Origin of the sequence: Rahnella perminowiae, from assembly GCF_019049755.1 — a bacterium.
GTDB classification, from domain to species: domain Bacteria; phylum Pseudomonadota; class Gammaproteobacteria; order Enterobacterales; family Enterobacteriaceae; genus Rahnella; species Rahnella perminowiae.
In genome coordinates this window covers 1-9,678 of record NZ_JAFMOS010000447.1, presented here as the reverse complement: position 1 = coordinate 9,678, position 9,678 = coordinate 1, and the positions used below count along the sequence as shown (strand labels likewise).

Annotated in this window: 8 protein-coding genes; 7 read left to right on the top strand and 1 reads right to left on the bottom strand. The window is 51.0% G+C overall.

Going from position 1 to position 9,678, the window contains the following annotated elements; translation table 11 throughout:
* The first annotated feature begins 168 nt into the window (after positions 1 to 168).
* From tal to J1785_RS07510, 3 genes are all read left to right on the top strand, one after another.
* Positions 169 to 1,122, top strand: a complete 954-nt coding sequence (tal, locus tag J1785_RS07520; RefSeq protein WP_129991299.1) for a transaldolase — start codon at positions 169 to 171, stop codon at positions 1,120 to 1,122.
* A gap of 126 nt (positions 1,123 to 1,248) precedes the next feature.
* Positions 1,249 to 1,836 carry a molybdopterin adenylyltransferase gene (mog, locus tag J1785_RS07515; protein ID WP_129953252.1) on the top strand — a complete coding sequence of 196 codons (588 nt, stop codon included), beginning with the start codon at positions 1,249 to 1,251 and terminating at the stop codon, positions 1,834 to 1,836.
* A gap of 143 nt (positions 1,837 to 1,979) precedes the next feature.
* Positions 1,980 to 3,302: an MFS transporter gene (locus tag J1785_RS07510; RefSeq protein WP_217219152.1), complete on the top strand. Its 1,323-nt coding sequence runs from the start codon at positions 1,980 to 1,982 to the stop codon at positions 3,300 to 3,302.
* 63 nt (positions 3,303 to 3,365) lie between these two features.
* Here J1785_RS07510 and satP read toward each other — a convergent pair whose 3' ends face one another.
* Positions 3,366 to 3,965, bottom strand: coding sequence for an acetate uptake transporter (gene satP / locus J1785_RS07505; RefSeq protein ID WP_129953250.1), 600 nt, complete (start codon positions 3,963 to 3,965; stop codon positions 3,366 to 3,368).
* A 318-nt stretch (positions 3,966 to 4,283) separates the two neighbouring features.
* Between satP and dnaK the strand changes: the two genes are divergently transcribed.
* The 4 genes from dnaK to nhaR all read left to right on the top strand — a co-directional run.
* Positions 4,284 to 6,185 (top strand): molecular chaperone DnaK, encoded by a 1,902-nt coding sequence (gene dnaK / locus J1785_RS07500; protein ID WP_129991300.1) that lies wholly within the window; start codon positions 4,284 to 4,286, stop codon positions 6,183 to 6,185.
* A 99-nt stretch (positions 6,186 to 6,284) separates the two neighbouring features.
* Entirely contained in the window at positions 6,285 to 7,418 is a 1,134-nt protein-coding gene (gene dnaJ / locus J1785_RS07495; RefSeq protein ID WP_047605755.1) for a molecular chaperone DnaJ, read from the top strand.
* A gap of 229 nt (positions 7,419 to 7,647) precedes the next feature.
* Positions 7,648 to 8,823, top strand: a complete 1,176-nt coding sequence (gene nhaA, locus J1785_RS07490) for a Na+/H+ antiporter NhaA (protein WP_217219151.1) — start codon at positions 7,648 to 7,650, stop codon at positions 8,821 to 8,823.
* A 33-nt stretch (positions 8,824 to 8,856) separates the two neighbouring features.
* On the top strand, positions 8,857 to 9,678 hold an 822-nt coding region (gene nhaR / locus J1785_RS07485; RefSeq protein WP_217219150.1), incomplete at its 3' end, for a transcriptional activator NhaR.

The window sequence follows — 9,678 nt, the reverse complement described above, 5'->3', positions numbered from 1 at the left end:
CATTTTGACTGACTTTGCGTGTTTTGGAAGGTGAAAAATCACGGCATGCTCGTAGCCGAGCATGCCGTGATATGCGCCTTGCGCCTGGCTTTTTGCATGTTATCATCAGCCAAAGGCAAGGCATGAAAATGTCTATACGAAAACGTCCAAACGATGAGATATGCCAAAATGACCGATAAACTGACTTCCCTACGCCAAATGACTCAGGTTGTAGCTGACACCGGAGATATCGCGGCAATGAAGTTGTACCAGCCGCAGGATGCGACCACTAACCCGTCTCTGATCCTCAGCGCTGCCCAAATCCCTGAATACCGTAAACTGATCGACGAAGCTATCGCCTGGGCACGTGACCAGAGCAGCGATCATGACCAGCAGATTACTGATGCCGCTGACAAACTGGCAGTGAACATCGGTCTGGAAATCCTGAAACTGGTCCCGGGCCGTATTTCAACAGAAGTTGATGCACGTCTGTCATACGATACTGATGCAAGCGTGGCCAAAGCCAAACGCCTGATCAAACTCTACAATGATGCGGGTATCAGCAATGACCGTATCCTGATCAAACTGGCTTCGACCTGGCAGGGCATCCGCGCTGCTGAGAAACTGGAAAAAGAAGGCATCAACTGTAACCTGACGCTGCTGTTCTCCTTCGCTCAGGCGCGTGCTTGTGCTGAAGCGGGGGTCTTCCTGATTTCTCCGTTCGTTGGCCGTATCCTTGACTGGTACAAAGCCAACGGTGACAAAAAAGAGTTCGCACCGCATGAAGATCCGGGCGTCGTGTCGGTGACCGAAATCTACGAATACTACAAACAACACGGCTATGAAACTGTCGTGATGGGGGCAAGCTTCCGTAACATTGGCGAAATCATTGAACTGGCAGGCTGTGACCGCCTGACCATCGCCCCTACGCTGCTGAAAGAACTGGCAGAAAGCGAAGGCCCGCTGGAGCGCAAACTGTCCTTCTCCGGTGAAACCAAGCCACGCCCTGCACCACTGACTGAATCTCAGTTCTACTGGGAGCATAACCAGGATCCAATGGCGATCGACAAACTGGCTGACGGTATCCGTAAGTTTGCAGTCGATCAGGGTAAACTGGAAAAAATGATTTCTGATTTGCTGTAATCAGCGCTCTGTTTCAGCATCAAGCGGCTAATCAGCCGCTTTTTTTATGGCTGTGATAAAACCACCGGCCGGTTACCGATATACTGAGTGCTGTGACTACGAAGAAAAATGCTGTGGAGAAATAGCATGGATACATTACGAATTGGTCTGGTATCAGTATCGGACCGCGCATCGAGCGGCGTTTATCAGGACAAAGGAATTCCGGCGCTGGAAGAATGGCTGCAAAAAGCGCTGATTACGCCCTTTAAGCTGGAAAAAAAACTGATCCCTGACGAGCAGCCGCTGATTGAACAGGCGATTAGCGAACTGGTCGATGAAAGCGGTTGTCATCTGGTACTGACTACCGGGGGAACCGGGCCTGCGCGTCGTGATGTCACGCCGGATGCCACCCTGGCTGTGGCCGACCGGGAAATGCCCGGCTTTGGCGAACAGATGCGCCAGATCAGCCTGCACTTCGTGCCGACGGCGATTTTATCGCGTCAGGTTGGGGTGATTCGCAAACAGGCGTTGATCCTGAATTTACCCGGCCAGCCGAAATCCATTCAGGAAACGCTGGAAGGGCTGAAGGATGCGGACGGTAAAGTGATAGTTTCCGGCATTTTTGCCAGCGTGCCTTATTGTATCCAGTTACTCGACGGGCCCTATATTGAAACCCATGATGAGGTGGTAGCAGCTTTCCGTCCGAAAAGTGCCCGCCGCGATACAAAAAACTGAATACCCGTTCCTTTTTGAAATTTAGCGATGTTAAGCGTCAGACACGACTGGTGTGAAAAATATTTGCCGATATAGTAATAATTACTTTACAAAAGGTGGCAAAAACCTTTCCATTTTTTCACTCTGGTGTCTGACGGTATCCTATGCAACACGCACAATCGCGCCGGTTGAACCGGCAGGACTTCAAAACGCTTTCCCTCGCTGCACTGGGCGGCGCCCTGGAATTTTACGACTTTATCATTTTTGTCTTCTTCGCTGCGGTGATAGGCGATCTCTTCTTCCCGGCCAATATGCCCGACTGGCTCCGTCAGGTTCAGACCTTTGGTATTTTTGCTGCCGGTTATCTGGCGCGTCCGCTGGGCGGCATTATCATGGCACACTTCGGGGATTTGGTCGGCCGTAAGCGCATGTTCAGTCTGAGCATTTTGCTGATGGCATTACCCACTCTGGCGATGGGGATGTTGCCAACATACGCCTCGATTGGCATGGCGGCTCCGCTGTTACTGTTGCTGATGCGCCTGTTACAAGGGGCAGCAATTGGCGGCGAAGTGCCGGGAGCATGGGTATTTGTCGCCGAACATGTACCGCGTAACCGCATCGGTTTCGCTTGCGGCACTCTCACAGCCGGTTTAACGCTGGGGATCCTGCTGGGTTCTCTGGTGGCAACTTTACTGAACACCAGCATGACACCAGCCGCCATCAGTCAGTACGGCTGGCGTATTCCGTTCTTCATAGGCGGAGTTTTTGGTCTGATCGCGATGTATCTGCGCCGTTGGTTACAGGAAACGCCTGTCTTCATTGAAATGAAAACGCGTAAGGCGCTGGCGGAAGAACTACCCTTGAAAGCCGTCATTGCCAATCACAAAAAAGAAATCGTGGTATCAATGCTGATGACCTGGCTGTTATCAGCGGGCATCGTGGTGGTGATCCTGATGACCCCCACCTGGTTGCAGAAGCAGTTCGGTATTCCGGCGGCAGCGGCATTACAGGCAAATTGTCTGGCCACCGTGGCGCTGATGTTCGGGTGCATTATTTCGGGCAGCATTGTTGATCGCCTCGGAGCCAGCAAAACCTTTATCTTCGGCAGCCTGTTCCTCGGGATTTGCAGCGCTGCTTTTTATCACATGGTCGCGGCAGACGCCTCAGTGCTGATGGGCATGTATGCGCTGGCAGGGCTAAGCGTGGGCGTAGTTGGCGCCGTACCTTACGTGATGGTGCGGGCGTTTCCGGCGGAAGTCCGTTTTACCGGCATCTCTTTTTCATACAATGTGGCCTACGCGATTTTCGGTGGTCTGACGCCCGTCTTTGTCACATTGTTCATGCGCCTGACACCGATGGCTCCCGCCTGGTATGTGCTGGCTTTGTCGGCGATTGGCTTGCTGACCGGTCTTTATCTCAGCCGTGATTTGGACAGCGAAACGACCCGCACAGCGAAATTTTCCGAGGGTGCCGCTTCCGGCCAGTGATTGGATTTTATGTCTAAAAAGCCCTGCTGCAATGCAGGGCTTTTTGCGCGTGGCTGAGGGCACTTATGCCACAACAGCGTCAACTTGCGGAGCGTGGTTTTTTGGCTCACCGACTGGCAAAACAGTACGGCCATATTGCTCGTTCAGCACTTCGGCCATCGCCAGGTAAATCGCGCTGGCGCCGCAGAAGATGCCTTCAAAGCCAGCAAAATGCAGAACAGCAGCATTCCCGGTCATATTTCCATAGCAAAGCAGGGCGAACAAAATCGTCAGACTGCCAAAAACAACCTGTATACCGCGGTTTGCTTTCAGGGTGCCAAAAAACATGAATAAGGTGAACACACCCCAGATGCCGAGATAAGCACCGAGGAAAGCTTCGCTACTGGCATCGGCCATGCCCATGCGCGGTAGCATTAAGATGCCGACCAGGCTTAACCAGAACGCGCCATAAGAAGTGAATGCGGTGGTACCGAACGTATTCCCTTTTTTAAATTCCATCATCCCGGCAAGAATTTGAATCAAACCACCATAAAAAATCCCCATACTGACAATGACTGCGGTCAGAGGGAAAAAACCTGCGTTGTGTAAATTTAATAAGATTGTGGTCATACCAAATCCCATCAGCCCGAGCGGGCCTGGATTTGCCAACGTTTTGCTGTGCATAGATCCTCTGTATCGGAATTATTATTAATTGATAATCGGGGGAAGAAACGCTTGGGAAATGGGCAAAAAACCCACATATCGTAGAAGCGCGCGGCATCATAAGGAGGGTTGCGTCAGCAAACATTGATCTGGCGTAACAGCAATTGAAGATTTTTTTTCACTTTGCCCCTTGATGCTGAGCGGCATGGCCCCATCTTATTCCCAACCGCAGTTGTTACCGTCGGGAAATCCGTTAAATGGGGCTGTTGAAATCGTAAAGATCGGCCACATATACAGTAGCAACCTGAACGAATATGAATTTAAGTGGAGACGTTTTAGATGGGTAAAATTATTGGGATCGACCTGGGCACCACCAACTCTTGTGTAGCTATCATGGATGGCACGACTGCTCGTGTACTGGAGAATGCTGAAGGCGACCGCACCACTCCTTCCATCATCGCTTATGCGGCAGATGGCGAGACTCTGGTAGGTTCTCCGGCTAAACGTCAGGCTGTGACTAACCCGCAGAATACCTTGTTTGCGATCAAGCGCCTGATTGGCCGTCGCTTCCAGGATGAAGAAGTACAACGTGATAAAGGCATCATGCCTTACCAGATCGTAAGCGCTGACAATGGCGATGCGTGGATCGACGTTAAAGGTCAAAGAATCGCACCGCCGCAGATCTCTGCCGAAGTGTTGAAGAAAATGAAGAAAACCGCTGAAGATTATCTGGGCGAACCGGTAACTGAAGCTGTTATCACCGTACCTGCTTACTTCAACGATGCTCAGCGTCAGGCAACGAAAGACGCTGGCCGTATCGCAGGTCTGGAAGTCAAACGTATCATCAACGAACCGACTGCTGCAGCACTGGCGTATGGTCTGGATCGCGAAATCGGCAACCGTACTATCGCGGTATATGACCTGGGTGGTGGTACTTTCGATATCTCTATTATCGAAATTGATGAAGTTGACGGTGAAAAAACCTTTGAAGTACTGGCGACCAACGGTGACACTCACCTTGGTGGTGAAGACTTCGATAGCCGTATGATCAACTATCTGGTTGAAGAATTTAAGAAAGAGCAAGGCATGGATCTGCGTAACGATCCACTGGCGATGCAACGTCTGAAAGAAGCCGCTGAAAAAGCGAAGATTGAATTGTCTTCTGCTCAGCAAACTGACGTGAACCTGCCGTACATCACTGCTGATGCGACAGGTCCTAAACACATGAACATCAAAGTGACCCGTGCAAAACTGGAATCTTTGGTAGAAGACCTGGTTAACCGTTCTATCGAACCACTGAAAGTGGCGCTGAAAGACGCAGGTCTGTCAGTTTCTGATATTCAGGACGTTATCCTGGTGGGTGGTCAGACCCGTATGCCAATGGTTCAGAAGAAAGTTGCAGATTTCTTCGGTAAAGAACCACGTAAAGACGTGAACCCGGACGAAGCTGTGGCAATCGGTGCAGCGGTTCAGGGTGGTGTATTGGCAGGTGATGTGAAAGATGTTCTGCTGCTGGATGTAACGCCGTTGTCTCTGGGTATCGAGACCATGGGCAGCGTGATGACTCCGCTTATTACCAAAAACACCACTATCCCGACTAAACACAGCCAGGTGTTCTCTACTGCGGAAGACAACCAGTCTGCAGTCACCATCCATGTGTTGCAGGGTGAACGTAAGCGTGCAAGTGATAACAAATCTCTGGGTCAATTCAACCTGGACGGTATTCAGGCAGCACCACGCGGTCAGGCTCAGATCGAAGTCACCTTCGACCTTGATGCCGACGGTATCCTGCATGTGTCTGCGAAAGACAAAAATACCGGCCGTGAGCAGAAGATCACCATCAAGGCATCTTCTGGTCTGAGCGAAGAAGAAATCCAGAAAATGGTTAATGATGCTGAAGCCAATGCCGAATCTGACCGTAAGTTTGAAGAACTGGTTCAGACCCGCAACCAGGCGGATCATCTGATCCACGGTACCCGTAAGCAACTGGAAGAAGCGGGCGACAAACTGCCAGCTGAAGACAAAACTGCCGTAGAAGAAGCCCTGAAAGCACTGGAAGTGTCTGCTAAAGGTGAAGATAAGGCTGATATCGAAGCGAAAATCCAGGCGCTGGTACAGGTTTCCGGCAAACTGATGGAAATGGCTCAGCAGCAAGGCCAGGCAGAAGGCGGCGACACCAGCGCGCAGAAAGATGATGACGTTGTTGACGCTGAATTCGAAGAAGTTAAAGACAAAAAATAATCGCCCTTAAGCGGGCACAGTAAGAAGCTTTACTGATAACCAGCACGGGCGTCGAGGAAACTCTACGCCCGTGCACGCATGTTGAGGGTAGGTTAAAGCATGGCGAAGCAAGATTATTACGAGATTTTAGGCGTATCCAAAACAGCGGATGAGCGTGAAATCAAAAAGGCTTATAAGCGTCTGGCGATGAAACATCACCCTGACCGTAATCAGGGCGATAAAGAATCGGAAAGTAAATTCAAAGAAATTAAAGAAGCTTATGAAATTCTGACCGATGCGCAAAAGCGTGCGGCCTATGACCAGTACGGTCATGCAGCCTTTGAGCAAGGTGGCATGGGCGGTGGTGGCGGTGGCTACGGCGGCGGTGCAGATTTCAGCGACATCTTTGGTGACGTCTTTGGCGACATCTTTGGCGGCGGTCGCCGTCAGCGTGCCAGCCGGGGTTCAGACCTGCGTTACAACATGGATCTGACTCTGGAAGAGGCCGTTCGTGGTGTCACCAAAGAAATCCGCATCCCGACACTGGATGAATGTGACGTTTGTCACGGCAGCGGCGCGAAAGCGGGTAGCTCTCCGGCCACCTGTCCGACCTGTCATGGTGCAGGCCAGGTTCAGATGCGTCAGGGCTTCTTCACAGTTCAGCAAGCGTGTCCGACCTGTCAGGGTCGCGGTAAAGTGATTAAAGATCCGTGCACAAAATGTCACGGACATGGTCGCGTAGAACGTTCAAAAACGCTGTCAGTGAAAATTCCTGCGGGTGTGGATACGGGCGACCGTATTCGTCTGGAAGGTGAAGGCGAAGCCGGTGAGCATGGTGCTCCGTCAGGGGACCTGTACGTCCAAGTTCAGGTTAAAGCGCACAAAATCTTTGAGCGCGAAGGTAATAACCTGTACTGCGAAGTACCAATCAACTTCGCCATGGCGGCACTGGGTGGCGAAATTGAAGTGCCAACGCTTGATGGTCGCGTGAGCCTGAAAATCCCGGCTGAAACGCAAACGGGGAAAATGTTCCGTATGCGCGGACGCGGCGTAAAATCTGTCCGTGGTGGTGCTCAGGGCGACCTGATGTGCCGTGTGGTCGTAGAAACTCCGGTCAGTCTGAACGAGAAGCAGAAGCAGTTGCTGCGGGATCTGGAAGAAAGTTTTGGCGGTGTTTCGGGTGAAAAAAACAGCCCGCGCTCCAAAAGCTTCCTCGACGGCGTGAAAAAGTTTTTTGATGATCTGACCCGCTAACCATTCGCTGGATACAGCGATGCAGAGCCAGACAACATCCCCGGCAGCGGTTAACGCGCCGGGGATTTTTTATGCATTCTGATGTAAAAAGGGAAATCCAATGCCTCGTAAAAAACGAGCTATAATGCAGAAATAATCGACTTTTTGCGAAGTGATTGTTTGCGTACAATTCAGACATTCCATTGTGGTAAGCATTTTCTTGCCACGTTTTTTCTACAGGAGAATCAGGATGTCGAATATTATTCGTCAGTTTTTACGGATGGAAGCCGCCGGTGGTGTGGTGTTAATCATTGCAGCCATCGTGGCATTAATCATGGCGAACAGCCCGTTGCAGGGAGTTTATCAGGCGTTTCTCGATGTTCCCGTCACCTTACGTTTTTCCGAACTTCTGATCGACAAGCCACTTTTGCTGTGGATTAACGATGGTCTGATGGCGGTTTTCTTTCTGATGATTGGTCTGGAAGTAAAGCGGGAGATGTGTGAAGGTGCGCTGGCCAATCGCCAGCAGGCGATGTTTCCTGCCATTGCTGCGCTCGGTGGTATGGTTGTTCCGGCATTAATCTATTTACTGTTTAACGGCGGCGATGAAATCGCCCGTCAGGGGTGGGCTATTCCGGCAGCAACGGACATTGCGTTTGCGCTGGGTGTAATGGCGCTGCTGGGCTCGCGTGTACCAACCGGGTTAAAAGTATTCCTGCTGGCTCTGGCGATTATTGATGACCTGGGTGCCATTGTGATCATTGCTCTGTTTTATAGCCATGATGTGTCGATGATGGCGCTGGGTTTATCGGCGGTCTGCATCGCGGCCCTGGCTTTCCTGAACTGGCGCGGAGTAACAAAGCTGACGCCTTACCTGCTGATTGGTGCCGTATTCTGGGTCTGTGTGCTGAAATCAGGGATTCACGCGACACTGGCGGGTGTCATCCTTGGTTTCTTAATTCCGTTAAGGACCAAAGACAATAAAAAATCACCGGCACGCCGTCTGGAACATGGGATCCATCCTTATGTTTCATGGTTTATTTTGCCGATGTTTGCGTTCGCCAATGCCGGTATCTCATTGCAGGGCGTGACGGTCGCGGGTTCATTCTCAACATTACCCATGGGTATTGCTGCCGGGCTTGTGCTCGGTAAGCCGCTGGGTATTATGCTGTTCGGGGGGATCGCGTTGAAATCAGGAATGACACGTCTGTCATCCGGCATAACCTTTAGTCAGATTGCGGCAGTTTCCGTGCTGTGTGGCATCGGTTTCACTATGTCGATTTTCATCGGTTCTCTGGCTTTTGCAACGCTTGAACCCGCGCTGCTGACATATGCAAAAATGGGTATACTGATGGGTTCAGTCGCATCAGCGGTTCTGGGATACCTGCTCCTGAGCCGGGCCTTACCGAAGAAACGTACAGCATAATGCTGACTTTATACTTCAGGAAAGGGTGAAACCATGCCTCATATTAATTACAACCATTTGTATTATTTCTGGCACGTATGCAAATCAGGTTCAGTTGTAGGAGCTGCGGAAGCATTACATCTTACTCCGCAAACCATCACCGGACAGATTAAGTCTCTGGAAGAAAGGTTGGATGGCAAACTCTTCAAACGGCTGGGGCGGGGGCTGGTGCCTTCTGAACTGGGGCAACTGATTTACCGCTATGCCGATAAGATGTTCACTCTCAGTCAGGAAATGCTGGATATTGTGAATTACCGCAAAGAGGCGAGCCTGCTATTTGATGTAGGTGTGGCGGATGCGTTATCCAAACGACTGGTCAGCCGTGTGCTGGAAGCTGCGGTGCCGCCGGACAACGCACAAATTCACCTGCGCTGTTTTGAATCGACTCACGAAATGCTGCTTGAACAGCTGAGTCAGCATAAACTGGACATGATTTTGTCAGATTGCCCGGTGGATTCTACCCAGCAGGAAGGGTTGTTTTCGGTCAAACTGGGTGAAAGTCCGATCAGCTTCTTTTGTTGTAATCCGCCGTCAGGCATGGATTTTCCGGATTGCCTGGAGCATCGTCCATTACTCATCCCCGGCCGGCGTTCGATGCTGGGACGTAAGTTGCTTAACTGGTTTAATACGCAGGGGTTGAAGGTCAATATTCTTGGTGAGTTTGACGATGCCGCGCTGATGAAAGCGTTTGGAATGAACAACGATGCGATATTTGTCGCTCCGGCCGTTTATTCATCAACTGAATTTCAGGATGAGAAAATCGAGGAAGTCGGGCGCGTCGAAGGAATTATGGAAGAGTATTACGTGATTTTTGCC

Coding starts and splice junctions, on each gene's coding strand:
- tal (WP_129991299.1), top strand. CDS start 169: ATGACCGATAAACTGACTTCCCTACGCCAAATGACTCAGGTTGTAGCT.
- mog (WP_129953252.1), top strand. CDS start 1,249: ATGGATACATTACGAATTGGTCTGGTATCAGTATCGGACCGCGCATCG.
- J1785_RS07510 (WP_217219152.1), top strand. CDS start 1,980: ATGCAACACGCACAATCGCGCCGGTTGAACCGGCAGGACTTCAAAACG.
- satP (WP_129953250.1), bottom strand. CDS start 3,965: ATGCACAGCAAAACGTTGGCAAATCCAGGCCCGCTCGGGCTGATGGGA.
- dnaK (WP_129991300.1), top strand. CDS start 4,284: ATGGGTAAAATTATTGGGATCGACCTGGGCACCACCAACTCTTGTGTA.
- dnaJ (WP_047605755.1), top strand. CDS start 6,285: ATGGCGAAGCAAGATTATTACGAGATTTTAGGCGTATCCAAAACAGCG.
- nhaA (WP_217219151.1), top strand. CDS start 7,648: ATGTCGAATATTATTCGTCAGTTTTTACGGATGGAAGCCGCCGGTGGT.